The following is a 24,365-nucleotide window of genomic DNA, read 5'->3' as shown; positions in this document are numbered from 1 at the left end:
CTGGGCAGTCGCCCGTCCTTCCACGTTGCCGGAACCTGTCCATGTCGTTGCGTCTTGGGATCGCGGCCATGATGTTCGCCGCAGTGTCGACCGGCTTTGCCGGCGCCGCAGCCCAGGAGGCGGCGCTGCCCGGCGGCGCCACTTCCCTGCGCGAGGCGCATGGCGACTGGCTCGTCACCTGTGCCGTGAAGACCGGGGGCGGGAAGAAGACACGGGTCTGCGCCTTGTCGCAGGAGCAGTTCCATGCGCAAACGCGCCAGCGCGTGCTCGCCGTCGAGCTGAGGCCGGCGGGCGGCGGCGCCAGGGGCACCCTCGTGCTGCCCTTCGGGCTCCTGCTCGACAAGGGGGCCGCCTACCAGCTCGACGAGGGGCCGGCCGGCCCACAGCAGCGTTTCCGCACCTGCCTGCCGGCCGGCTGCCTGATCGAGGTCGATTTCGACGCCGCCACCGTCAAGGCGCTCAGGGGCGGCAAGGCGCTGCGCGTCAAGGCAACGACCGACGGCGGGGAGGAGACAAACCTGTCCCTTTCCCTGGCAGGCTTCGCCGGCGCCTATGATCGCACCGTCATACTCCTGAAGTAGGCGGCTGCCTCATGCCGGATGGCGACCCGTGAACTGGCCCGTTTCGCTCGCCATCGGCCTCGCGACGGCGATCTTCGCCGCATTCTACGGCTTTCTCGTCGCCCATGCGGCCGGGGAGTGGCTGCGCATTCCCGCCTTCGAGGGAACCTTCGGCTATTTCGTGGTCTTCTGCGCCCTCGTCGCGCTCGTGGCCGGCCTCATTATCGGCATTCTCGTCGGGCGCCTGTGGGCGGGCGGAGGCGGGTGGTGGACGCTCGTCCGCGCTGTCGTGGTGGCCGGTGCGCTCATCACGGCGTTGGGCGGCCTTGCCTGGCTCTCGGACCGTCGCGAGCCGCCGCTCAGGGCCCCGCTCGATCTCCTGCTCGACATCCGCGTGCCGGTGGCGCTCGTCGCCACCATGGCAGAACGGGGAGAACTGCCCTTCGTCATCCTCTACGGCGGCGAGACCTGGCGGCGCGGCGACATCACCGCGCAGGCGGGAAGCGGCGACGACGGCCGGGCCCTTCTTGCCGCGCGCGTGGAGATCCACAACGCGGCTGCCCGCCGGCAGATCGGCGTCTTCCTGCGCGTCGCGCCGGAGCAGTTCTTCGACCTGCCCTTGCCAGCGATGCCGCAGCCGTCAACCGCATGGAGCGACTGGCTCGGGGCGTCCCGCCTGCTCGACGGCTCCGCGCCGGCGCCCGAAGAGGCCTTTGCCCTGCGCTTCCGCGTGGTGCCGCGGCTGGCGGAGGCCGGTCCGTCGCAGCCGTGAAAACCGGCGCGCTACCGTTTGAGCTTACCAGGTCATGGCGGCTATGATGCCGGCAGGCTGGCCGGGATGCATGGCCTGCCTGCCGAAAGTGGGGGGACCGTGCGTAGGGTTGCCGTCATTTCCGTCGCCGGCCTCATGGCCATGGCCCTCCAGCTGATGCCGGCCATGGGACAATCGGTGAGCGAGTTTCCACTGCATGCGGCGGCGGCCGAGGGGAACGTCGCCGCAATCCGCGGGCTCCTGTCGCAGGGGGCTGCCGTCGATGCGCGTGATCGCAACGGCCGCACCGCGCTGCTGGTGGCGACCCATGCTAACCACATCGCGGCCGCGCAGGCGCTGATCGAGGCGGGCGCCGACGTCAATGCCAAGGACGACATCGAGGACAGCCCCTATCTCTATGCGGGCGCGCGCGGCCACCTCGAGATCCTGCGCATCACGCTCGCGCATGGTGCCGACCTCAGGAGCACCAACCGATACGGTGGCACGGCGCTCATCCCCGCGGCCGAGCGTGGCCATGTGGAGACCGTGCGCACGCTGCTCGAGGCCATCATCCTCGGCGACGGCGGCCAGTGTCATCAGCAGATCGTCCAGCTTCTGGTTGACGCCGGCGCCAGGGTCGATCTCGCAGACCGGGACGGCGTGACGCCCCGCGCGCATGCGCTGAGCCGCGACTACGCCGAGATCGAGCGGATCCTCGTCGCAGCAGGAGCCGAAGGGAGAAAGCCATGACGGCCCGGGAGCGCTTCCTCTGCGAGGCGATCGAGCTCGCCTATGCGAATGTCGCCAAAGGCGGGCGGCCCTTCGGCGCCGTCGTCGTGAGGGACGGCGAAATCATTGCGACCGGCGTCAACGAGGTGGTTGCGACGCATGATCCGACGGCCCATGCGGAACTGCTGGCCCTCAGGGCGGCGGGGCGCAGGCTCGGCTCGGCCAATCTTCAGGGCTGCACCGTCTATGCCAGCGGCCATCCCTGCCCGATGTGCCTCGCCGCCATGCGCCTGTCCGGCGTCGGCGCGGTCGTCTACGCCTATTCGAACGAGGATGCCGCGCCTTACGGTCTGTCGACGGCGGCGATCTATGCCGATCTTGCGAGGCCCTTCGCCGAGCAGTCGATGACCATCGGCCACGATCCCATCCGCCTCGACGGGCGTCCGGACCTCTATGCGGCCTGGCGCCAGCGACAGGAGAGGCAGGAAAGCTGCGGCGGAGGCTGACCGGCGCGCCTGTCTGTGCGGTAACACGCTTTCCTCCTTCACCCCGTGCGAGTAGAATTGACGCACGATGAGAAGGGGGCTGCGGTGATCGCAAGCATTCTCTCGTTGCCTTTCTGCGGATTGTCGTATCGCCCTCGTCGCTCCGGGCGGGGCGCCCTTGCGACGTTCCTCGGCGCATGTCTGTGCGCTCTCGTCCTCGCCGCTGGCACCTTCTCATTCCCGGCACAGGCCGACACGCGCCGCGTCGCGCTCGTCATCGGCAATGCGCGCTACGCCGCCCTGCCATCCCTCCAAAACCCGGCCAACGAGGTCGAGGAGGTGACGACGACGCTGCGGCGGGCGGGCTTCGACGTCATTGCCGGCATCGACCAGGACCGGCTGGCGCTGGAGGAGAGCATCAAGCGCTTCTTTCGCTCGCTCAATGGGGCCGATGTCGGGCTCTTCTACTATTCGGGCCACGCGGTGCAGTTGTCTGGCCGCAACTATGTGGTGCCGACGGATGCCACCTTGTCCACGGCCTACGACGTGGAGATCCAGACCGTCGACCTCGAGGCGATCCTCGACCAGATGCGGCGCACAGCGAAGACGCAGATCGTCTTTCTCGACGCCTGCCGCAACAATCCCTTCCGGGCCGAGCGCTACTGGGTGGCGGAGAAGCTGCAGCCGGTCGAGCAGCGCCAGGGCCTTGCCGACATCCGCCCGGGCATCGGCACCCTCATCTCGTTCTCGACCGAGCCGGGCAACGTCTCCTACGACGGCGAGGGGCCGCTCAGCCCCTTCACGCGTGCCTTCACCTCCCGTGCCCTGACGCCCAACCAGGAAATCCGCTCGCTCCTCACGGACGTGCGCCGCGACGTCATCAAGGCGACCGGCGGCCGGCAGGTGCCGTGGGAGAATTCGTCGCTGACCGACGCGTTCTATTTCATCTCGCGCGACGTGGCGCCGGTGGTCGCGCCGATGCAGCACGTGCAGCTCGCGGCCGGCAGCACGATCCGCGTCGGCATCCCCGAGCCGCAGACCTACCAGGAGGCGGACCTCAGGGTCTCCTTCGACCTTCTGCCGGAGCAGGGCCAGATCCTGCTCGACGGCGCGCCCGTCGCCGTCACCGAGCCCTATCCGTCCTCCGCCCTCGGGCGGATCGTCTACCGCAGCGAGGGGGCGGCGCCCGGCTTCGTCGGCATTCTCGGCTATACGGTGTCCAACCGCTTCGAGCAGTCGAGCCGCGGGCTTGTTGCGCTCACCGTGACGGAAGCGACCGTCGCGCAGGCAGGAGCGCGCGATACGAAGACCGGGCCGACCCGCTCCGCCGAGGCCGACGACGGCGCCGTGATGGAGCGCTTCGCCAAGGGCCTCGCGGCGCACAAGGCGCGCGTGCCCATCGGTGTCGGCCCCGTGCCGCTCGGCTTTCCCGCTTTCGAGGCACCGGCCGGTGCGGGCGAGCCCATCGTCTCGGTCGACGCCATTCCGCCGAAGGGCGTGTTGCGGCTCGACGGCAAGACGGTGCTCGCCGGGGCACGCATCGGCGCTTCGGGCCTCGCCCGCCTCACCTATGAGCCGCAGATCGGCACGCAGGCCCAGGCCTTTTCGCTGACGCTCGGCCTGCCGACGGCGGCGGCGCGCGCGCCCCTGGCGGCGAAGGTCGCCGTCGAGCCGGTGCTGCATGCCTGCGATGTGCTGGCCGGCGAGCCGCTCGACCTTGCCGGCGTCACGGCCGGCGTCCTGCCCAACGAGGTCGACGGGCCGAAGGCGCTTGCCGCCTGCAACGAGGCGCGCCGCGACTATCCCCAGGTGACGCGCTTCCTCTACCAGCTCGGCCGCGCCCAATTGGCGAGCCGCGAGCGCGACGCGGCCTGGGCGAGCTTCGAGGAGAGCGCGGCGCGCGGCCATGTGCGCGCGCTCTACCAGCTCGGCTATCTCTACACGGTCAATGCCGGCCGGCCGATGGATCGGGCCAGGGCGAACGACTACTACAAGCGCGGCGCCGACCTGGGAGACCCCTACAGCGTCTACAATTACGGCCGGGCGCTCTTCTACGGCCGCGGCCTGCCGCAGGATGTGCCGGGTGGCCTTGCGATGCTGCTTAGGGCAGCCGAGATGGGCCACACCTATGCCATGAACGAGCTCGGCGCCATCTTCCTCTACGGCCGCAACATATCGCCGGACGAGGGCCGGGGCGTCGCGTTCTACCGTGCCGGGGCGGCGCGCAAGGACATCTATTCCTTCAACAATCTCGGCCTTGCCTATCTCGGCGGCACTGGCGTGCCGAAGGACCCGAAGCGGGCCTACGATTTCTTCACGGCCGCCGCCAAGGACGGGCATCCGGCCGCCCCCTACAACATCGGCCGCATGTACCGCGATGGCATCTTCGTGAAGCGGGATGCGGCGGCGGCGGCGCGCTGGTTCGAGCAGGCCGCCGAGCGGGGCGACACCTGGGGCGCATCGGCCCGGGGCGAGCTCGTTCTGGCCAAGCCGACGCCCCGCGACCGGCAGATCGCCGCGCAGTTCTTCGCCCTCGCCGTGGCGCTCGACCGCACCAACGGCAATACGGCGGCGCGGGAGCGCCTCACGCAGCTTCCCGCCGAGGCCAAGACGGCCGCCGCCCGCGAATTCGCCCGCCAGCTCGGGCGCAGCTTCGACGCAGGTGGCGGCGCACTCGACGACACCCTCGTCGCGCTCGCCCGCGACGCCTGGCAGCAACGCAATCCCCGGGTCGATCTCTTCTGACGGAAAGGAAGACGCAGATGTCCCACGGTGCCCCGACGAGCGTCGCTGTGGCGGCGTTATTGCTGATCGGCGCAACCTCCCTTCAGGGGTGCATGACGCAGCCACGCCCCTATGACACGGCGATGGAGCCCCGCACCTCCCGCACGACGACGGCGGCACCGCGTGGAACGCCTACTAGGGCTCGGGTCGTACCAGCCGCCGCACCTAGGCCCCAGTACTTCCCACCACCCGATTCCGGCAACGGTGGTAATGGTGGTGGCGGCGGTGGTGGCTGGGGTTAATGTCCCGTCAGCACGATCTTGGCAGGCGGAACAATAAAGTTACGCGTATCGCGTCCTGGCCGGGCTTGTCCCGGCCATCCACGTCTTGGAGCCTGCGTACTGTTTCCACGTCGTGGATGCCCGCGACGAGCGCGGGCATGACGGCCTTGAGGTATAGGCGGGCGCTCCAGCTCGCCTGATAAGCCGTTGCCGGCCGCTGACGCCGGGCCCTCATGGCAGGGCCCGGCGTAACCTGCTCCTACCGATACCCGTAACTCGGCGAAGTCGGCATGGGCTGGCGCTGCGGCATCGGCTGGCGCGGCATCGGGCGATAGCCGCCGCCATCACCGCGCATGCGCGGGGGGCGTGGCCGGCTCATGCCGCCGAGGATGGCGCCGCCGATGATGTCGACCGCGATGGCCGGGCCGGGGTCATAGCTGCGCACGGGCCGCTCGACCCATACGGGCTCGGCGTAGTCGTCGACCGGCGCGCGGCGCGGCTTGGTCGTGGCCTTCTGCGTCTTCTTCGGTGCCGGCGCGGGCGTCGTCTTGGTCTTCGTGGGCTTGAGCGCGGGTGCCGGCGCGGGACATACGGCCGCCAGCTGCAGCCTTGCGCGTTCCGGCGCGGTGGCGGCGAGACGCGTGGCCGCCTCGGCGTGCGAGGAGCCGGGGAAGAGGCGCAGATAGAGGGCGAAGGCGTCCTTGGTGCCGTCGCGCACGGCCTCGGCCCAGGCCATCTCCTCCTGCCGCAGCGTCAGGATGCGGTGCACGCGCAGCGCCAGCACGTCGTCGGGATGGGCGGCGAGGAACAGGCGGTAGGCGTCCGGCGTGTCCCAGTAGAGGGCGGTGCGGAAGGCCTCCGCCGCGGTGTGCCCGCCGAGCGAGGCGGTCGTGACGTGGGCAGGGCCCGTCGAGCCGGTGGTCTCGACCGTGTCCGCCGCCGTCTGCAGCGATCCTTCGAAAAAGCTGAACTGCGTCGTCAGCGACGAGGTTTCCCAGGGCGTCTGCTGGCCGCCGGTGGTCTCGTAGACGGCGAGGCGCACCTGGCGGAACAGCTGCTCCACCGGCAGGCCCGGCTCGCGCACCAGCTTGAGGAAGGCGGCGGCGAAGGGGCTGTGCTCGCCGCTGCCGTCGGCCGCCGTCGCGCCCGGGGAGGTCGAGAAGGCCACGAGGGTGCCACCCTTCGATTCGATGCGCGCGAGACCTGTCTCGCCCCGCAGGGTGGCGTCGGCGCCATCGAGGAGCGTCAGCGCGAGGCCGCGCGCCCCGGCCGGGTTGACGAAGGGATTGTCGCGGCAGGAATCGAGGATGACGATCTTGGTGCGCGCTTTCGTGGCGTCGAGGCGCTTCAGGATGTCGGTGAGCGAGACCGACTGGCCGGGCACGTCGGCATCGGTGCGGGGCTTGACGTCAATTGGCAAGAGGTAGTTCGTTCCGGCAAGCTGGACGGCATGGCCGGCGTAGAAAACGACGGCTGCCGCATCCTCGCCCGCCGCCTCGACCTTCTTGGCGAAGGCATCGAGCGTCGCCTGGAAGGCGGGCAGGGTGGCGTCAGCGAGATGGACGACGTCGAAGCCCGCCTCCGTCAGGGCATCGCGCGTCGCCGCCGCGTCCCGCATCGGGTTCGGCAGCGCGGGGATCGCCTCGTAGGACGCATTGCCGACGACGAGTGCGACGCGCTTGGCGGCTTCCGCCGGCCATGGGGTGAGGATGACTGCAACGACGGCGGCGGCAAGCCAGTTCATGAGATGGCCCGGCCGCATCGGCCGGGGAGCCACGGCTGGACTGGTCATGGAAATACCCTCCTCAGCCTGCGAGACGGCGTCTCGCGCGCGCACCGGGCATCTCTTCACAGGCGGCAGGCTGTCGGCCTCGTCTCTTCCGGGCGATTTCGCCGCGCAGGCTGCCGCGCCTGCCTGCCGGTGCAGTCCGACGTTAGGCGGGTCTTTCGCCAGCTGCCGTGAGGCGGCGCACATGCCGGCCCGCCGACCGTTCCCGCCGGCTTCCGTGCCATCAGCCCTCTTCGTGCTGTTGCGCACCGCTGCCGGTCTCTTCCTCAGGCATTCTACGCCTGTCTCGACCAGAAGACACGACTTTCGCCCCTCCGCTTCCCATGGTGGAGGGGCTTTCTTTTGCTCGTTCATCAGCGCCAGGCATAGGCGAAGGCGCCATCCTCGATGAAGACCCGGGCCTCTTCGACCTCTCCCTTGCCAAGGGAGCGCTTCAGGAACTCGCGCGAGAGGGCGGGCAGCAGCGTGTTGGTGATGACGTTGTCGATCATGCGCCCGCCGGATTCCGGGTCGCGGCACAAAGCGACGATATGGTCCACCACCTGATCGTCATAGACGAAGGCGGCGCCGTGGGCCTCGTCGATGCGCCTCGCGATGCGGCCGAGCTGCAGGCGCACGATGCCGGCGAGCACCTCCTGCGACAGCGGCAGGTAGGGAATGGTGACGATGCGGCCGAGCAGCGCCGCCGGGAAGACGCGCAGCAGCTCCGGTCTGAGGGCGGCGGCAAGGGCTTCCGGATTGCCGGCATAGCCCGGGTCCTGCCCGAGCTCCATGATGACATCCGTGCCGACGTTGGAGGTGAGGAGGATGAGCGTGTTGCGGAAATCGATGCGCCGGCCCGTGCCGTCCTCCATCTGGCCCTTGTCGAAGACCTGGAAGAAGATCTCGTGCACGTCGGGATGCGCCTTCTCCACCTCGTCGAGCAGGATGACGCTGTAGGGCTTGCGCCGCACGGCCTCCGTCAGCCGCCCGCCCTCGCCGTAGCCGACATAGCCGGGTGGCGCGCCCTTGAGGGTCGAGACCGTGTGCGCCTCCTGGAACTCGGACATGTTGATGGTGATGACGTTCTGCTCGCCGCCGTAGAGCGCCTCGGCGAGCGCCAGCGCCGTCTCCGTCTTGCCGACGCCGGAGGGTCCGCAGAGCATGAAGACGCCGATGGGCTTGTTCGGATTGTCGAGCCGCGCGCGGTTGGTCTCGATGCGCTTGGCGATGATCTCGAGCCCGTGCGACTGGCCGATGACGCGCCGGTTGAGGATATCCGGCAGCGCTAGCACGGTCTCGATCTCGTCGCGCACCATGCGGCCGACGGGTATGCCCGTCCAGTCCGAGACGACGGAGGCGACGGCCGCCTCGTCGACATGGGCGTAGATCTTGCGCGCCTCGGCTTCCATGGCATCGAGCGCGGCGAACCTTTCCTTGAGCGCCGTGCGCGTCGCCTCGGCATCGGCCTCTGTCTCGGCCTCCGTTTCCCCCTCCCCCTTCGGCGCGGCGAGCTTGTCGCGCAGGGCGCGGATTTCGGCGACGATCGCCTGTTCCGCCTGCCATTCCTCCTCGAGGCGGGCGAGCTTTTCGGTGAGCGCGCCGATCTCGGTATCGATTGCGCCAATACGCGCCTCGTCGGCGGTGCCGAGGTCGCGCTCGGTGATGAGGCCGGCCTTCTCCTTCTCCCGCGCCGCGATGGCGACGCGCGTGTCCTCGATCGTCGCGGGCGTCGCGTTCTGGCTGATGGCGACACGGGCCGAGGCCGTGTCGAGCAGGCTCACGGCCTTGTCCGGCAATTGCCGGGCGGGGATGTAGCGATGCGACAGCTCGACGGCGGCGACGATGGCCGCGTCCGAGATGCGCACGCCGTGGTGCTTCTCCATGGGGGCGAGGATGCCGCGCAGCATGTCGCAGCAGCGCTGAACGTCGGGCTCGTCGATCTGGATCGGCTGGAAACGGCGGGTCAGTGCCGGATCCTTTTCGAAGTATTGCCGATACTCCGCCCAGGTCGTGGCCGCGATGGTGCGCAGCGTGCCGCGGGCCAAGGCGGGCTTCAGCAGATTGGCGGCATCGCCCGTGCCAGCCGCGCCACCGGCGCCGATGAGGGTGTGCGCCTCGTCGATGAAGAGGATGATGGGCTGCGGTGAACTCTGCACCTCGTCGATGACCGAGCGCAGGCGCTGCTCGAACTCCCCCTTCATGGAGGCGCCGGCCTGCATCAGGCCGATGTCGAGGGCGCACAGGCGCACGCCGCACAAGGGCGGGGGCACGTCGTCGGCGGCGATGCGCTGGGCGAAGCCCTCGACCACCGCCGTCTTGCCGACGCCGGCCTCGCCGGTGAGGATCGGGTTGTTCTGGCGCCGGCGCATGAGCACGTCGACGATCTGGCGGATCTCCTCGTCGCGGCCGACGATCGGATCCATCTCCCCCGTGCGCGCCTTCGCCGTGAGGTCGTGCGAGAAGCGGTCGAGCGCCGTGGTGCCGGCCTGCCCCGCCACGGCCTCCGCCCCCGGCGTACCGGCGGCCCGAAGGCCCGCGCCGTCGAGCGGGCGCAGGTTCTCCTCCTCGGAGCCGGCCCAGATGGCGCGATATTCGCTCGCCAGCTGATCGACCGGGATCTTGCCGAACTCGCGCGAGGCGCTCGTCAGGGCGCGGCGCAGTTCGAGCGACTTCAGCGCGCCGACGAGGATATGGCCGGTGCGGATCTGCGTCTCGCCGAAGAAGAGGGTGGCGTAGTGCCAGCCGCGGTCGAGCGCATCGATGACGGCGTTGGAGACGCCCGGCATCTCCGTTTCGTTCTTGGCGAAGCCCTCGACGACATGGCCGATGTCGGCGAGCAGCCGACCGCGGTCGAGGCCGAAATGGTCGACGGTCAGGGTGATGTCGGCCGCGTCGTGCTGCAGGATGTGGAACAGCCAGTGCGCCAGCTCGACATGGCGATTGCCGGCGCCCTTGGCGTGGCGCAGCGCCTGGATGAAGGTCTCGTATCCGATGCGGTTCAGCTTGCCGGTGACTGCTTCGAGCGAGATGTCGGCCATGGATCGCCCCCTTTGCTATCGGGCGTTGGTTTCGCGTGCGCGCCGCAGACGCTCGGCGGGGTGGAAGCGCGCATCCCGCCGCATTGTTTCGTCCGTCGCGGCCCAGTTCGGGGCCATCCAGCTCGTCCAGCCGAGCTCGCCGGAGCGGCCGAGGCGTACCGGCTCGACGCGGCCGGCGGGCAGGGCGAGTTCCACGTCCCAGTCGAGTTCTTCGCCGAGGACGTGGAACACCGCATCCGCCAGCATGGCCGAGCGGTCCCCGCTCGGCAGGAAGCGGCGGTAGTCGGCGAGGCTCGCCGTGAACAGGCGGATGCGGAACTTGTCCTCCACGCTGAAGACGCTGGCGCCGAGCAATGCGTCCACACCGAGGCCGCAGTGCTGCCGGCCGAGATGGGTGCGCTCGTCCTTCTGGAAGACGAGGCGCGAGCCGACGAACTCCTCGATCTCCACCTCGGTGCCGAAGAGGCCGGCGAGGAAGCTGCGCAGCCGCGAAGCCGAGCGCGCCTGGGGCGCAAGGAGCCCGGCGAAGGCGAGCTTCTCGGCATCCGGCACCGTGTCGCGCCCGCGCATGTGCGGGGAGGCGATGCCGACGGCCGCGCCGATATAGGCGCCGAAACGGTCGAGATCGGGCCGGTCGTGCTGTGCGACGGGCCGTGCGTCGGCCCAGGCGCGGAAGAAGAGCTGCAGGAAGCGGTGGTTGAAGATGTCGAGGAAGCGCGGAAAGGCGTCGTCATGCGCCAGGTGCCAGGCGTGGGCCTCCTCGGTGGTGGCGAGCGGCAGGGCGCCCTGCGGGCCGAGCAGGCCGAGGAACTTCACGAAGAGCCGCACGCGCTCGCGGCTGTCGCGGTCCGCGCGGGCGAGCGTCGAGGCGGGGAAGTCGAGGTAGGGATCCTCGCCGAGCGCGACGTAGTCGTCGCGGCGGGTGGCGCTGTCGCCGATGCGCGGGCGCCCGGGATGGCTGCGCTCGAGATGCCGCAGGACCGTGAAGAAGTCGAAGCGCCAGGGCTCGCGCCGAAGAGCGTCGAGGAAGCGGTCCGGTGTCGCGCCGGTGTCTTCCGCAGCCGGCAGTTCGGCGGCGTCGGCCATGGCGATGCGCGCATCCTCGTTCACGGCGGGCCCCCGGCGGTCACAGCAGCCTCCTCGATCCGGCGCGCGGCGGGCCGCGCAGGATCTCGCCGCGCTCGGTCGAGCGGATCACCGTCTCGGTGAAATGGTTGAGCGTGACATATTCGGCGAAGAAGCGGTCGAGCACCGTGCCGAGCAGGAAGGCGCCGCTGCCTTCGAAGGCCTTCTCGTCGAGGGTGACCGTGATCTCGAGGCCGCGTGCGGCACCGGTGCCGGCGCGCTCGCGCAGCCGCCGCACAACCGGCCGGCTGCTCAGCGAGCGGATGCCGCGCAGCTTGCGCTCTGTGGCGCTGTCGGAGAGATCCGCGAAGAGCGACAGGATCTCGCGCAGCGCCTCGGCATTCTGGCCGGCGCCGTGGCGGACGAGGCCGAGGTGGTTGAGGCTGAGCATGTCTATGAGCCGCCAGGCGACCGTGCCGGTGGAGGCGCTCTCCCCGCGGCTCTGCCGGTGGGAGACGACGGGCTCGCGCGGCGGCGTCGGCCCGGCGATGCAGAAGACGTCGAGTGCCACGTTGTCGATGAGCCGGAAGTCCGCCCCGCCTTCCCCGATGGGCAGATGCTCCGGCAGGTGGCGGTTGGAGCACAGGGCCCGCACGCTGAGCTCGGCGATCGCCTCCCCGTCCTCCATGTCTGCCGGCTGGGTGAGCGCGATGAAGACGTCGGTGCCCGTGTAATCCGAGGCGGCGCCCCAGCGCCGCTCCTCGGCGGAGCGGCGGCGCGGCAGGCGGCGGACGGTGTAGAACGGCCCGCCGGGATGACCCGCCGCCGCGGCGGAATAGAGCGGCCGCACGGGCACCTTCTCGCGCCCGCCGGTGTAATGGGCGTGCACCTCGAGGATGCGGTGCGGCTCGTAGTCGAGGTTGCGGCTCCGGTCCGGCACGACGTGATATTCGTGCTGGTTCGGCCGGACGGGAATACGCTCCGTCGTCTTCTCGAACAGGTTGATCGCCGGCACCGCATAGAGGGCGAACATCCCGGGCTCCACCGCCGCCGGAAGGCGCGCGTGCGCCTCGTCGAAGGCGAAGAGGATGTCGAGCGACTTGGCCTTGACCTGCGGCAGCACCTCGGCGAGCCGCTTCAGCCGGAAACCGAGGAACTTGCGGGGGAAGAGGAAATATTCGCGCAGCAGCTCGAAGCCGCGGAAGATGCGCTTGTCCTGCGGCAGGAGCGCCTCGTCCTCGCCGAAGCCGACCGCCTCGATGATGTCGGCCGGCATCGGGATGACGACGGGATCTCCATAGGTGTCGAGATAGCGGAAATAGACCCCGTTGCAGTGGGCGAAGAGCTGCTCGTAGAGCGCGATCGCATCGGCCTCGGCGCCGAGGATGTGGACCGGAAGATCCGTCGTGCGGCAGCCGGCGAACCATCCCGTGGGCTCCCTGGCATCCTTGTCGGCCGGCTCGTCGTCCCGCCGCGCGGCGAGGCGGTGGGTGAGGGTGAGCCGCAGGCCCGCCGCCACGTCGGGCCCGATGGCGGCGCCGAGCGCCTGGAGGCTCGCGGGATTGGCGATGTATTCGGCCGCCGCCACGTCGAAGGGCCACAGCGTCACGTCGGCGGCGAGCCGGTAGCGGCAGGTCACGCGCCGGTCGCGCTCGCGATAGGTTGCGTCAAGGCTGGCGCCGCGGCGAATGCGGCTGCCGTCGCGCAGGGCAGGGTCGGAATAGGGCGGCACGATCTTCGCCAGCATCGCCGAGGGCGTCGGGGCGAGATAGTTCGGGACGAGCTGTTCGATGAGGTTGTTGGTGAATTCCGGGAACTCGTGCTTGAGCTTCAGCTGTACGCGGGCGGCGAGGAAGGCCGCGCCTTCGAGGAGGCCGGCGACCATGGGGTCCATGCGCTCGGCGACGAGCCCGCCGAGGCGCTCGGCGATGCCGGGATATTCCTCGGCGAATTCGCGCGCATGCTCGTTGAGGAGCTGCAGCTCGCGATTGTAGAGATCGAGGAATTCCCTGTTCATCGGCGGCCGGTTCCTTTCCGGTCGTCCTGTCGCAGCCTCAGCGGCGGGCGACGACCACCTTGCCGGTGTCGAGCTCGACATCGGCGACGAATTCGACGGGGATAGCGAGGGGCTCGCAATCGAGCTCGGCCCTGATGAGGAAGCGCACCCGCAACGCTGCGGCATCGACGCTGTCGTCGCGCACGACGGCGAGGGCTTCGCGCGCAAGGCGCGGCTCGAAGCGGGCGAGCGCCTCGGCGATCTCCGTTCCGATGCCGCCGACGGAGAACTCGTCGATGGAACGGTGCACGAGGTCCGGCCGGCCGTAGTTGAGGATCGAGCGGCGCACATGCTCGGCGGGGCCGAGCGGCAGCGAGGAGGCGAGATCGACCGTGTTGAGGAGCACCTCGAGGTCGCGGATCACTTCCTGCTTGAGCCTGGGTTCGGTGATGGCGAGGCGAGGAGCGGCGCGCCGGCCGGCGATGATGCGCTCGCCCGCCTCGTCCCTCAAGTCGAGCTTCTTGCGCGCATCGCGGGCGGCGTGAGCCTCCCGGAACGCGTACATGAGCGGCGGGCGCAGCCTATCCTTGGTAGTCGGGCTCCCCATGGCCGTCCGGGCCTCCGTCGCCTCGATGCGGCCGCGGCGCCACGTGGGGCGGCGCCGCGGTCCTGGCCCGTTAGGCCTTGACGCCCTTCTTCACGTCCCAGCCGAACTCGACCGGGCCGCCGAGGTTGCCCTCGCGCGTCTGCGGCTTGTAGACCATCTTGATCTTGGCGAAGTTCAGCGACATCTGCTCGGTGGGCACGATGTCGGAACCGCCGCCGTCATGCCCGGAGCTGTTGATCGACGAGATCAGGATGTCCTCGAGCTCGTAGGTGAGATACGGCTCCTGCTTGCCGCCCGCCTTGCGGATCGTCAGCTTGCCCTTCGGGATGTGCTTGCCCTCGGCGCATTTGAGATAGAGCGTCGGGCTGGCGTTGTTCACCCGCATGGTGACGTGCAGGTCCTGGAACTGCACCTTGCCCGCGCCGGAGCCGCCGCCGTAGTGGCCGGCACCTGACTGGCTGGCGCCCCAGGAGAAGGACAGGATGTCGATTTCATCCTTGTGCTTCTCGTCCTGCGACTCGCCCTTCACACCTTCCAACTTGAGGAAGTAGTCAGCCGTTGCCATGGTAGTTCTCCAATGATTGCCTCTGGCCTGAACTCGACCTTGGACACTGGAGCCGAATTGCCACGTCCATCGTCATCGGATGGCGTCGGGCGGCCCTTCTGCGGCGTCGGTCCTCACTGGTTCGTCGGCGCCGGCAGGCGCGACACCAGGCTCAGGCCGACGTCCATGCCCTCGAGCTGGTAGTGCGGCCTGAGATAGAATTTCGCCGAGTAATAACCTGGGTTTTCCTCGTTCTCGAAGATGTCGATGCGCGCATCGGCCAGCGGCCGCCGCGCCTTCGTCTCCTCCGTCGAGTTGAGCGGATCTCCGTCCACGTATTCGAAGATCCAGTCCTGCAGCCACTTCTTGAGCTGGTCCTTCTCCTTCATGGAACCGATCTTGTCGCGCACCATGCACTTGAGGTAGTGCGCGAAGCGCGAGACGGCGAACATGTAGGGCAGGCGGGCCGAGAGGTTGTCGGAGGCTGTAGCTTCCACCCCGTTGGGCCCGAAATAGGTCTTCGGCTTGTAGAGCGACTGGGCGCCGATGAAGGCCGCCTTGTCGGTGTTCTTGCGGTGGATGAGCGGAATGAGGCCCGCCTTGGCAAGCTCGGCCTCGCGCCGGTCGGAGATGGCGATCTCCGTCGGGCATTTGAGGTCGACCCCGCCGTCGTCCGTCGGGAAGGTGTGGGTGGGCAGGTTGATGACCTCGCCGCCCGACTGGACGCCGCGGATGCGCGTGCACCAGCCGAATTCCTTGTAGGCGCGGTTGATGTTGACCGCCATCGCATAGGCGGCATTCATCCAGCCGTATTTCTCGCCCTTGTGCCCGTCCGTCTCCTCCTCGAAGGCGAATTCCTCGACCGGCTCGGACTTGGCGCCGTAGGGCAGGCGCGACAGGACGCGCGGCAGGCAGAGCCCGACATAGCGCGCATCGGGGGAATCGCGCAGCGACTTCCAGGCCGCATAGTCCGGCGTGTCGAAGATCTTGCCGAGATCGCGCGGGTTGGCGAGCTCCGTCCAGGCGTCCATGCCGAGCAGCGTCGGATCGGCGCCCGTGAAGAAGGGCGTATGGGCCGCACCCGCGATCTTGCTGAGGTCGCGCAGCAGCTGCACGTCCGTCGGCGTGTGGCTGAAGTGATAGTCGCCGATGAGGCAGCCGTACGGCTCGCCGCCGAGCTGGCCGAACTCGTGCTCGTACACCTTCTTGAACAGCGGGCTCTGGTCCCAGCGGGCGCCGGGGAAGAGGCGCAGGTTGCGGTAGATCTCGTTCTTCGAGATGTTCATCACCCTGATCTTCAGGGACGAATCCGTCTCGGAGTTGAAGACGAGATAGTTGAGGCCGCGCCAGGCGCTCTCGATCTGCTGGAATTCCGGCGCATGCAGGATCTCGTTCATCTGCGCCGTCAGCTTCTCGTCGATGCGCGCGATCATGTTCTCGATGGTGTCGAGCACGTCCTCCTGGATCACGCTGGTATCGGCGAGGGCCTGCTGCACCAGCGTCGCGACGGCGTTCTCGACTTCCGTCGCCGCCCGCTCGGTGCGTGGCTTGAAGTTCTGCTTGAGGATCGAAGCGAATTCATCGGCATCGCGCGTCGTTACGACGGCTTCGTTCGCCTGCCGTTCGGGTCCAGCTGCTGTGGCCATGGTACCCTCGCCTTACTCTTGCGGTTCGTTCTGAGCCGCCTCGCCGCCCGCCGGCTCGGCGAGCCGTTCCTTGAGGGCGAGCATCAGCTGCGGATCGGCCAGAAGGGCCTTGATCTGGTCGCTCGCCGCGACCTTCCCGTCCATGTAGCGCAGGAGGTTGGCGAGCTGCTCGCGCGCTTCGAGGAGCCTGGCGAGCGCCGGCACCTGCCGCGCGACGGCGGCGGGACCGAAGTCTTCCATCTTGCGGAAGCGCAGGTTGACGGAGAGCTTCTCACCCTCCTCGGTGCCGAGCCTGTTGGTGACCTTGAAGGACACGCCCGGCTCGATCGCCGCCATGCGCTGGTCGAAATTGTCCATGTCGACGTCGAGGAAATTCCTGTCCGCGACGTCGGGCTTTTCCACCCCGGCGTCGTTGCCGGAGAGATCCGCCATGACGCCCATGACGAAGGGCAGCTCGATCTGCCGCTCGGCGTCGTAGGGATCCTCGTAGGAGATGTGCACGCGTGGCGCGCGGTTGCGACGAATGAACTTCTGTCCGGAGTCTGCAGCCATCGGATATCCCCTCCTGCGCGTCAGCGCGTCCGTCAGGGCGCAACTACTCGGATTGCCCGCGGGCAATTCGACGAACCAAGAAGAGCGACGTCGTTTTCACAAGCACGACCTCAGTCTTCGGTATCGGATGACCTTAGCTGATCCGATAGTACATCTTTTAGCAGACCGAGGAAATCGCGCTGTGCGAGCCCGCACGCGCGATCCGTCAGGAGCGGGATGGGGCTCGACGGCTCTGCGGTGCGGTAGTAGGCGCCGACCGCCTCGATGAGCGTGAGCGCCTCGCGCCGGCTCGTTGCCGCCGGGCGCGGCCGCGGCCCGCCGGCGTCGTTCACGGGAGAGGATGTTCCCGGAAATGCGACGACTTGCGCCCCCGCCTCGTCTTCTCCGCGGTCCTCGTCGGCCGGCTCCCGCGGCGGCGCGTCTTCCTCCCCGCCGTTGCCGTCGGGCACGAGACCGGCGAGGCGCTCCAGCGGCAGCTCGAAGACCTGACGGTTGCCGATGTTGAAGGCTGCCCGGTCGGCGAGGTCCGGCATCAGGATGCGCACCACCTCGGTGAAGGACTTGCCGATCAGTTCCTGGGCGAGGCCGACGAGGAGGATGGCCGGGTTCGACGGCTCCGCGCGGCGGAAATAGGCGGCGGCGGCCGCGAGGGCGGCTGCGGCGGCCTGCGGCGAGGTGATGGTCCCGGCCGCCGGAGGGGGGACGCGGCCGGCCGCGGTGCTTCGGAGGGCATGGCATCGGAAGGCATGGCATCATGCGGTTCGGCGGGCGGGGCCGACCGCGCGTCGGGGTCCCGCCGGGCCACGGCCTCGTCGAGAAGCTTGAACATGGCGTCTGCCAGAGGCGACAGCCGCTCGAAGCTCACCGCCTCCGCCGCGCCCGCATTCTCGAGCGTCGCGAGGCGAATGCCCGCGAGCGCCGCCCGCAGGGTGACAAGGGCATCGCGGGTCGCGACGAGATCGGGCAGCGGCGTCTCGCTGAAGGCGGCCTCGATCGCGGCGGCGCCGGGCGCGTCCTCGCCTTCGCGCGGCTCGGCGGTGCCGCTCGCGACGAGATGGCCGCGATAGCTGACGGCGCCGAAGCGCCGGCTGTGTCCGATGGGCACGTGCTGAAGCGGCATGACCACCGTCGGCATGTCGTCGAGGGTCTGCAGCGCCGCGCAGCGCAGCGTGAAGTCGCCGTCTTCCCCGGCGGGATGGACTTCGCCCCAGCGCTCGGCCAGGAGGGCTGCGATGGCGGAGAGACAGCCGGAGAAGCGGCCGAGATCGCGGTTGAGGACGAGGAGCTTGGCGAGCAGCACGAGGAGGCGCAGGTCGCGCGTGCTCGCGAGCAGGCCGCCGAGCCCGGCGACCTCCGCCGGAATGTCGATGCTCGCCCTGTCGAAGGGCACGAGCCGCCCCTCGGCGTCGTGGCTGAGGAAGGAGGCCGGCAGCAGGCCCTCGACGCGGGCGACGAAGTTCATGTAGTCGGCGTCGCCGGCGAGCTCGAGGTCCGGCCCGCAGGGCTCATCCTGCGAGACGGGGGTGGTGAGGGCGGCGAAGTCGATCTCCGGCATCGGCGGGTGACGTTCCTTGCGAGGGGCCGCCGGTATGCCGGAGACCGCGTCTAGCGGATCTCCAGGCGCGTCTCGACGCGCCTGTTGGCAGCGTCGAAGGGATTGGCGGTGCGTGGCCGCATCTTGCCGTAGCCCCTTGCCGTCAACCGCGAGACGTCGATGCCCTTCCCGGTGAGATAGCGCACCACGGAGCTCGCGCGCCGCTCCGACAGGCCGAGGTTGTACGCCTCGCTGCCGGTCGCGTCCGTATGCCCCTCGACGAGGAAGGTGGCGGTGGCGAGCCGCTGGTCGGCGAGCGCCTTGGCGAACTCGTCGAGATTGCGGCGCGCCTCGCGCGTCAGGACGTCGGAGTTGTAGTCGAAGGTGACGACGAGATCGAAGGGCTCCACCACCGGCTTGGCCGGGGCGGACTTGCACTCGGCCTCGGTGCCGATGCACAGGCCGCGGGTCGCGCCGAGCCCTGATTGCGGCGCGAAGTGCTGGATGATGTCGTTGGCGTTGTAGGCCGTTTGCGCCGTTGCCGTTTGACAGAGGGGAACAAGCAACGCAAGGGCGAATACTGCAGGGACCTTGTTGCGCATGGGAGCACACCTGGTCTTTGATTGCTCGACGATGCCCCTATTTTCCTATACTGTCAAGTTCCGTAAGTGTGCCACAACACGCGTCGAAGGCTGATCCATGAGCACCGATCTCAGTCAGGCACGGCGTATTGCTTCCTTCAAGACCCCGTTAGGCGACGATGCATTCGTCTTAACTCGCTTCGATGCTCGCGAGGGGCTGAGCGAACTGTTCGAATACAGAATAGATGCTCTGAGTAGCCAGCGAAGTGCCAATCTCGAACCGCTCCTGGGCGAGAAATGCTCCGTCAGCTTCAAGCTGCGTGACGGCAGCGAGCGGCATTTCAGCGGCATTGCGGCCGAATGCCAGCGCCTCGACGTGCGCGAGCAGGAGCAGGTCTACCGCTTCGTCCTCAGGCCCTGGCTTTGGCTTCTGTCGCAGAAGGCGACCTGCAGGATCTTCCACAAAAAGCGCGCTCCCGAGATCATCTGCGACGTTCTCGACAAGGAGAAGGGCGCCCGCTACGAGCTGCGCCTGTCCGACGACTACCAGCTGATGGATTATTGCGTCCAATACCGGGAGAGCGACCTCGATTTCGTGCAACGCCTGATGGAGGAGCACGGGATCTATTATTACTTCAAGCATTCGTCAGACGGGCACACGCTGGTGCTGGCGGATTCCCGCTCGGCGCACGATGAACTGCGCCCCTCGGCGGCGCGTGGCGGAGCGCCCGCCGACGGCGCCTTTCCCTTTCTGCCGCGCGGGACGCAGGACCAGCGCCAGTGCGAGCACATCACCCACTGGCTCAGCGAACGGCGCCTGCGGACCGGGCGCGTCGAGCTCAATGACTACGACTACACGAAGTCTGGCGCCGACCTGAAGCGCTCGAAGGAGGACGGGGCCGCCAAGGCCAAGGCCTACGAGTTCTACGACTATCCCGGCCGCTACACCGACCGGAAGGACGGCGAGCGCTTCGCCGAGATCCGCGTGCAGGCAGCGCAGGCGCAGGACGACAGGCGCCATGCCGGCGGCGACGCCGTGAGCCTCTATCCCGGGGCGCTGGTGCGCGTCGGCGAGGTGCCCGGCGAGAGCTACAAGGGCGACTATCTCGTGACCAGCGCCCGGCACGGCTTCTCGACCGAGGCCTACCGCTCGCAGGCCGGCTCGGGCGAGGACGAGATCTACAGCGGCTCCTACGAATTCCTGCCGACCGAGCGCCGCTTCCGCGCGCCGCTGGTGACGCCGCGGCCCGTCATCACGGGGCTGCAGACGGCCAAGGTCGTCGGCGAGAACCGGGAGGAGGGCGAGGAGATCGACGTCGACAAGTACGGCTGCATCTATGTCCAGTTCCACTGGGACAGGGACGACAAGACGACGTCGCGCCGCGTGCGCGTCGCTCAGATGTGGTCGGGCAAGGGCTGGGGCGGGCAGGTCATCCCGCGCATCGGCCAGGAGGTCGTCGTCGCCTTCCTCGAGGGAGATCCGGACCAGCCGCTCGTCGTCGGCACCGTCTATAACGACGAGCACGACCTGCCTTATGAGTTGCCGGCGAACAAGACCGTCTCGGGCCTGAAGTCCAACTCCACGAAGGGCGGCGGGGGCTACAACGAGCTGAAGTTCGAGGACAAGAAGGGCGAGGAGGTCGTCACGCTGCACGCGCAGAAGGACCTCGCCTCCGTAATCCGGCACCAGGAGACGCGGGAGATCGGCCAGGATCTCAAGAAGCCGACCGGCGATTTCGCACGCAAGACCATCCTGAAGAAGGGCGACGATCACCTCGACATCGACCAGGGGTGCCTCTACGTCACGGCCAAGCTGAAGATCCGCTTCAAGGTCGGCATGAGCACGATCACGATGGATCCGACGGGGGTGACCATCAAATCGCCGACCGTGACGGTGAAGAGCACGAAGACCAGCGTGAAGGGCGACGCGACCGTCGTCATCAAGGGTGGCATCGTCCAGATCAACTGAGGCCGGCCATGCAGCGGGTGCGCTTTCCCACGGCGAAAAGCTTGTTCGAGGCCTTTCCGGAGGCGGGGGAGGACATCGCCGCGCCTCCCACGGAAGAGCCGCCGCTCACCTTTGCTAGGCGCCTCGCGGCGGGCGAGACGCCGGAGGAGGCGATCACCTTCTGCGCCTATCTGCTGCCGCGGCGCGAGGCCGTCTGGTGGGCGTGCCGGTGCGTCCGGGCGCTCGTGCCGCAGCCGGCCGGCGAGGATGCGGCAGCGCTCGCCGCCGCCGAGGACTGGGTGCGCGAGCCGGAGGACGGGCGGCGCCGCGCAGCGCTCGCCCTCGGCTCGGCCGGCGACCACGGCCGCCCGGCCACCTGGGCGGCGCTGGCTGCCGCCTGGTCCGGCGGCAGCCTGGTGGAGGGACACACGGTGCCGTGCCCGCCCCACCTCACCGCCAAGGCGGCGCAGACGGCCGTCCTTACGGCACTGGCGCATGTGGATGCGCACGAGCGCGGCGGTCAGATCGCGGCCTGCCTCGAAACCGGGCTGTCGCTGCTGACGCCGGACGGCGAGAGGCGCTGAGCCGATACAACCGGCGCGCAAATTGGTCTAGGATCGGCAAGCGATGCGACGTGCGCGGCGCCGATGCGAGGAGGGCGAGCCCGGCGATGGCCCTGACGCTCACGATCGAGAACATGGCCAGCCTGCCCGACGGCGGCCCGCTCAGCGTCTCCGTCTCCGGCCCCCGCGGGCTCGACATCGGCCGCGACCAGCACCTCGACTGGACCCTGCCGGACCCGACCCGCACCGTCTCCGGCAAGCATTGCGAGGTGCGCTATCACGACGGCGCCTACTGGCTGACCGACGTGTCGACCAACGGCACCTATCTCAACGGCTCGGGGCAGCGCATGCAGTCGCCGCACCGGCTGCGCCATGGCGACCGCATCGAGATCGGCGACTACATCATCGCGGTCGCGCTCGATGCGACCGAGCCGGCGTCGCTGCCGGCGGAGGAAGCCCCCGGACCGTCTGCCCGCGCGACCGAGTTCTGGAGCAGCGCGCCCGATGCCGCCCCGCCCGCGCCGCGGCGCGACTTCCAGCCGGCGCGCGAGTTGCGTCCCGTGCGGCCGGATTTCCTCGACTGGGCGGTCGAAACGCCCGATGTCGCCGCGGCAGAGGGTGGCGCGGGTGCGGCAGGGCCGGCTCCCGCCCCTGGCGGCGCCCCTGCCGGCGAGGACCTGTCCTGGGCGGCGGGTCCCGTGCCGCAGCCACCGGCCGTGGCGGCCGTGCCGCCCGTCCCGACGCCTCGCCGGCCGCCGGCGGCTGCAGCCGCCAATCCGTGGAGCGAGCCGCCGGAGCCGTCGTCCGCGCCGCCCCCCGCACAGGAGCCTGCGCGTGCGGCAGAGCAGGGACCGCCGCCAGCGGTGCCGTTTCCTGCCGCGCAAGGCGCCGATTTCCTCGCCCGCTTCGCGCGCGGCGCCGGCCTGCCCGAGGAGGCGCTTGCCGGCCGTGACGTGGGCGAATTCGCGGAGCATCTCGGCGTGCTCATGCGGCTCGTGGCCGACGATCTCAAGCAGTTGCTCGCCGCCCGCGCCGAGGGCAAGCGCCTTGCCCGCAGTGCCAGCCAGACGACGATCCAGGCCGTCGACAACAATCCGCTCAAGTTCTCGCCGACGGTGGAGGATGCGCTGCGCCTGATGTTCGGCCCGCCGGCGAGCGGCTATCTCGATGCCCGGCAGACGCTGGCGCAGAGCTTTCGCGATCTCAAGATCCACCAGGTGAAGACCTATTCGGCCATGCAGCACGCGCTGCGCATGCTGATGGAGGACCTTGCCCCCGAGGCCATCGACGAGGCGACCGGGGACGCGGGGATCGGCGGCCTCATCGGCTCGCGCAAGGCGCGCCTGTGGGACGCCTATGTGGCGCGCTGGCAGGCGAAGACGGCGCCGCACGAGCACGGCCTCGTCGATGCCTTCATGATCTATTTCGCCGAGTGCTACGACAAGGGCGGCCGGGGCGGCTGAAGCGCGTCCCTTCATGGGCCTGCAGTCAGGACTGGCCGAGGATCTCGTCCATCTTGTGCGGCCGCAGCTCCGGCGGCGCCTCGTCGAGGCTCGCCCCATAGCGCATGAGGATGCGGATCTGGTCGTGCACGTCCCATTGCGACTGGCCGGCTTCCTCGATCTCGTCGAGATTCACGATGTTGCGCTCGAGATCGTAGACCGGCGAGGGCACCGAGGGGCGCGACCGCTTCTGCTCCTCTGCGGCCGCATAGGCGGCGCGGGCACCGGGAACCCACAGCGTGCGATAGGCTGCGGTGATGTCCTGCCGCAGCGGGCCACGGCCGTGCAGCACGTATTCGCCGGCGGCGCGGAACGCCTCGGTCAGGCCCTTGCCCTCGGCGGCGCTGTCGGCCTTGTTGAAATTGGCGGGCAGGGCGCGCACCTCGGCGAAGAGCAGCTGCAGGTCGCGCGCATGGGCGGCGTCCTTGAGGTAGAGCCACGGATAGCGTCCGTCGACCATGATCTGGCCCGGCAGCAGGTGCGCCGCCTGGCGCGGGTGGCTCTCGCGGAAATGCTGCCACTGCGCTTCCCCGCAGGTGACGCGCGGGCGCGGCGGCAGGGGCAGCGACCGGTTCTGCGCATCGCGCAGGAGGGCGAGCCAGCACAGCACCTTCACGACATGGCCGTTACGCGTCTCGGCATGGGATTTCGCGAGCTGCGGATCGCTCCTGAAGTGCTCGACGGTCTGGTGCGTGAACCGCGCCGCCTTGGCGGCTTCGCGATCGGGAACCCTGCGCGTGGCCATCGGCGCTCCTTCCTCGCAACGGCCCTTGCGCTCATCATCGTTCGTTCGCGCGGCCCCGCCGTGCGCCGGGGCACGCGCTACGGGCCGATGATGACGGTCGGCAGGCCCATGGCGATCTTGTTGGGCGGGCCCACCGCCTCGACGATGGTGTCGCCCATGCGGCAGGCGGCAAGATCGTTGATGAGCACCGTCGTCGAGCCGTCGACGACGACGCCCGGCCCGTGCGGCGGGATCGGGAGCGGTGTCGTGCATAGATGGATGTCCGCACCGCCGGCCGCCGCGGTGATGGTGGAGCCCATCGCCGTGGCAGCGGCCGCCTTGGCCGCTTCCTCCGCGGCCTTGGCCGCGGGGGCGCCCGGCGTGCCCGCGGCGGCGATCGTCGCCGCCTCGGCCGCGCGGATGGTCGTCTCCGAGGCCGTCTTGGCCGACTGGATGGCAGCCGCCGCGGCAGCGGTGACGCCGCGCCAGGCCGGCAGGCCGCCGATGAAGACAGTGGGGCTGCCCGGCCCGGGCGTCAGCAGGCCCGGGAGGGGATGGACGACCGGGTCCGTGACCCGCGCGGCAAAACCCTTCGGCATCCGGCCTTCCTCGGCAGATGGGCTTCATGCCTCGTGCGCGCCCGCACGCCGGTCATCTTGCGCCGGCGCCATCGTGCGATCAAGCGCACTGCTTGCGCGACGACTTTGGACGGCTCCCGCGACAACCTGCAGGCGGCAGGTGACGGCGGGGCGGGTGCAGTCTAT

21 protein-coding genes are annotated in these 24,365 nt (G+C 69.3%); 8 read left to right on the top strand and 13 right to left on the bottom strand.

Going from position 1 to position 24,365, the window contains the following annotated elements; genetic code table 11:
* Window positions 1–41: 41 nt before the first annotated feature.
* The 5 genes from AL346_RS04615 to AL346_RS04595 all read left to right on the top strand — a co-directional run bounded on the left by AL346_RS04615 (window position 42) and on the right by AL346_RS04595 (window position 5,270).
* A complete protein-coding gene (locus AL346_RS04615) occupies window positions 42–581 on the top strand; it encodes an invasion associated locus B family protein (RefSeq protein WP_157672229.1) in 540 nt (179 codons plus the stop codon).
* A 28-nt stretch (window positions 582–609) separates the two neighbouring features.
* Window positions 610–1,332: a hypothetical protein gene (locus AL346_RS04610; RefSeq protein WP_019401773.1), complete on the top strand. Its 723-nt coding sequence runs from the start codon at window positions 610–612 to the stop codon at window positions 1,330–1,332.
* 99 nt (window positions 1,333–1,431) lie between these two features.
* The gene (locus AL346_RS04605; protein ID WP_019401772.1) at window positions 1,432–2,061 is read left to right on the top strand and encodes an ankyrin repeat domain-containing protein; all 630 of its coding nucleotides are present in this window, start codon (window positions 1,432–1,434) and stop codon (window positions 2,059–2,061) included.
* Window positions 2,058–2,546, top strand: coding sequence for a nucleoside deaminase (locus tag AL346_RS04600; protein WP_019401771.1), 489 nt, complete (start codon window positions 2,058–2,060; stop codon window positions 2,544–2,546). Before AL346_RS04605 ends, AL346_RS04600 begins: the two co-directional genes overlap by 4 nt.
* 84 nt (window positions 2,547–2,630) lie before the next feature.
* On the top strand, window positions 2,631–5,270 hold the full coding sequence (locus AL346_RS04595) for a caspase family protein (RefSeq protein ID WP_197286600.1): 2,640 nt from the start codon (window positions 2,631–2,633) through the stop codon (window positions 5,268–5,270).
* A gap of 519 nt (window positions 5,271–5,789) precedes the next feature.
* Here AL346_RS04595 and AL346_RS04585 read toward each other — a convergent pair.
* The 11 genes from AL346_RS04585 to AL346_RS04535 form a co-directional block, all read right to left on the bottom strand.
* The gene (locus AL346_RS04585) at window positions 5,790–7,322 is read right to left on the bottom strand and encodes a caspase family protein (protein WP_157672228.1); all 1,533 of its coding nucleotides are present in this window, start codon (window positions 7,320–7,322) and stop codon (window positions 5,790–5,792) included.
* A gap of 350 nt (window positions 7,323–7,672) precedes the next feature.
* Window positions 7,673–10,339: a type VI secretion system ATPase TssH gene (gene tssH, locus AL346_RS04580; protein WP_019401768.1), complete on the bottom strand. Its 2,667-nt coding sequence runs from the start codon at window positions 10,337–10,339 to the stop codon at window positions 7,673–7,675.
* A 15-nt stretch (window positions 10,340–10,354) separates the two neighbouring features.
* Window positions 10,355–11,449 carry a type VI secretion system baseplate subunit TssG gene (gene tssG, locus AL346_RS04575; protein ID WP_019401767.1) on the bottom strand — a complete coding sequence of 365 codons (1,095 nt, stop codon included), beginning with the start codon at window positions 11,447–11,449 and terminating at the stop codon, window positions 10,355–10,357.
* Window positions 11,450–11,465: 16 nt separating this feature from the next.
* A complete protein-coding gene (gene tssF, locus AL346_RS04570; protein WP_053193322.1) occupies window positions 11,466–13,421 on the bottom strand; it encodes a type VI secretion system baseplate subunit TssF in 1,956 nt (651 codons plus the stop codon).
* Between the two features lie 37 nt (window positions 13,422–13,458).
* Complete coding sequence (locus AL346_RS04565; RefSeq protein ID WP_245303220.1) at window positions 13,459–14,007, bottom strand: type VI secretion system baseplate subunit TssE; 549 nt, start codon at window positions 14,005–14,007, stop codon at window positions 13,459–13,461.
* A gap of 70 nt (window positions 14,008–14,077) precedes the next feature.
* Complete coding sequence (locus AL346_RS04560; protein WP_019401825.1) at window positions 14,078–14,572, bottom strand: type VI secretion system tube protein Hcp; 495 nt, start codon at window positions 14,570–14,572, stop codon at window positions 14,078–14,080.
* A gap of 113 nt (window positions 14,573–14,685) precedes the next feature.
* Window positions 14,686–16,197, bottom strand: a complete 1,512-nt coding sequence (gene tssC, locus AL346_RS04555; protein WP_053193319.1) for a type VI secretion system contractile sheath large subunit — start codon at window positions 16,195–16,197, stop codon at window positions 14,686–14,688.
* A gap of 12 nt (window positions 16,198–16,209) precedes the next feature.
* The gene (gene tssB, locus AL346_RS04550; protein WP_019401827.1) at window positions 16,210–16,749 is read right to left on the bottom strand and encodes a type VI secretion system contractile sheath small subunit; all 540 of its coding nucleotides are present in this window, start codon (window positions 16,747–16,749) and stop codon (window positions 16,210–16,212) included.
* A gap of 110 nt (window positions 16,750–16,859) precedes the next feature.
* Window positions 16,860–17,282, bottom strand: a complete 423-nt coding sequence (locus tag AL346_RS04545) for a hypothetical protein (RefSeq protein ID WP_156332681.1) — start codon at window positions 17,280–17,282, stop codon at window positions 16,860–16,862.
* A gap of 35 nt (window positions 17,283–17,317) precedes the next feature.
* Window positions 17,318–18,304: a type VI secretion system ImpA family N-terminal domain-containing protein gene (locus tag AL346_RS04540; protein ID WP_053193317.1), complete on the bottom strand. Its 987-nt coding sequence runs from the start codon at window positions 18,302–18,304 to the stop codon at window positions 17,318–17,320.
* A gap of 50 nt (window positions 18,305–18,354) precedes the next feature.
* Window positions 18,355–18,885, bottom strand: a complete 531-nt coding sequence (locus AL346_RS04535) for an OmpA family protein (RefSeq protein WP_019401829.1) — start codon at window positions 18,883–18,885, stop codon at window positions 18,355–18,357.
* Window positions 18,886–18,982: 97 nt separating this feature from the next.
* Here AL346_RS04535 and AL346_RS04530 point away from each other — a divergent pair, with 97 nt between their 5' ends.
* The 3 genes from AL346_RS04530 (at window position 18,983) to tagH (ending at window position 22,838) form a co-directional block, all read left to right on the top strand.
* Window positions 18,983–20,833: a type VI secretion system Vgr family protein gene (locus AL346_RS04530; protein ID WP_026015078.1), complete on the top strand. Its 1,851-nt coding sequence runs from the start codon at window positions 18,983–18,985 to the stop codon at window positions 20,831–20,833.
* Between the two features lie 41 nt (window positions 20,834–20,874).
* A complete protein-coding gene (locus tag AL346_RS04525) occupies window positions 20,875–21,396 on the top strand; it encodes a hypothetical protein (RefSeq protein ID WP_245258881.1) in 522 nt (173 codons plus the stop codon).
* A gap of 86 nt (window positions 21,397–21,482) precedes the next feature.
* Window positions 21,483–22,838, top strand: a complete 1,356-nt coding sequence (tagH, locus tag AL346_RS24500) for a type VI secretion system-associated FHA domain protein TagH (RefSeq protein ID WP_082312412.1) — start codon at window positions 21,483–21,485, stop codon at window positions 22,836–22,838.
* Window positions 22,839–22,863: 25 nt separating this feature from the next.
* Here the strand turns inward: tagH and AL346_RS04515 are convergent, their stop codons facing one another.
* On the bottom strand, window positions 22,864–23,622 hold the full coding sequence (locus AL346_RS04515) for a hypothetical protein (RefSeq protein WP_019404182.1): 759 nt from the start codon (window positions 23,620–23,622) through the stop codon (window positions 22,864–22,866).
* Window positions 23,623–23,699: 77 nt separating this feature from the next.
* A complete protein-coding gene (locus AL346_RS04510) occupies window positions 23,700–24,200 on the bottom strand; it encodes a PAAR domain-containing protein (RefSeq protein WP_019404181.1) in 501 nt (166 codons plus the stop codon).
* Window positions 24,201–24,365: the final 165 nt, after the last annotated feature.

The organism is Chelatococcus sp. CO-6, assembly GCF_001271345.1.
GTDB lineage: Bacteria > Pseudomonadota > Alphaproteobacteria > Rhizobiales > Beijerinckiaceae > Chelatococcus_A > Chelatococcus_A caeni.
This window is presented reverse-complemented; position numbering and strand designations above follow the sequence as displayed.